This is a genomic window from Pseudaeromonas sp. HNCC25DJ180, assembly GCF_055413345.1.
The window spans coordinates 1-1,028 of the sequence record NZ_JBVAYF010000036.1 but is presented as its reverse complement, the minus strand read 5'-3'; the positions used below and the strand labels follow the sequence as shown (position 1 = coordinate 1,028).

At 52.8% G+C, this 1,028-nt stretch carries 1 pseudogene; it reads left to right on the top strand.

Annotation, left to right across the window (positions count from 1 at the left end):
* Nucleotides 1–1,020 (top strand): annotated as a pseudogene (locus ACZYTD_RS17150) (IS3 family transposase); the annotation flags it as partial.
* Nucleotides 1,021–1,028 lie beyond the last annotated feature (8 nt).

The window sequence follows — 1,028 nt, the reverse complement described above, 5'->3', positions numbered from 1 at the left end:
CCAAGGCATCAGCCCCAAGGCCTCGCCACTGACACCTGAGCAGCAAAAAATCCGTGAGTTAGAGAGAAAAATCAAACGGATCGAAGAGGAGAAAGAAATCCTAAAAAAGGCTACTGCTCTCTTGATGTCGGACTCCCTGAACAATTCTCGCTAGTCGAGCAACTCAAGAAGAGCTATAGCGTCAAACGCATCTGTGATGTATTTGGGATCCATCGCAGTAGTTACAAATACTGGGCTGCTCGCCCTCAAGGCATTTCACCGGAGAAGCTCGCTCTGCATGCCGAAATCCGTATGGCCCATAACGACAGCCATGGCTCGGCAGGCGCCAGGACGATAGCCGACATAGTCACAAGCCGGGGCTCGCCCTTGAGCCGCTATCGGGCTGGCAGATTGATGAAAGCGCTTGAGTTGGTCAGTTGCCAACCCCCTAGGCATGCCTACAAAAAAGCAAATCAGGAGCACGTTGCCATCCCTAACCGGTTGGACAGACAGTTCGCGGTGACGGCCCCCAACCAAGTCTGGTGTGGTGACGTGACCTACGTCTGGACCGGAGCACGATGGGCGTATCTGGCTGTGGTGTTAGACCTGTTTGCCCGCAAACCGGTGGGATGGGCGATGTCGTTATCCCCAGATAGCGAGTTGACATGTAAGGCATTAATGATGGCTTTTGAGGCACGAGGGCGGCCCAAGGGATTGCTGTTTCATTCTGATCAGGGCAGCCATTACACCAGCCGTCGATTCCGACAGCAGCTCTGGCGCTACCGGATCGAACAGAGCATGAGCCGACGCGGTAACTGCTGGGATAACGCGCCGATGGAACGATTATTTAGAAGCTTAAAAACCGAGTGGATACCTACAAATGGTTACCACAGCGTTAAGGATGCTGAACAGGCAATCACTGATTATCTGGTGGGCTACTACAGCCAAGTCAGACCGCACTCCTACAATGGAGGGCTGACACCTAATGAATCAGAGCGATTATTCTGGTTAGCGCACAAGAGCGTGGCCAATTTTTCTTGACCACTACA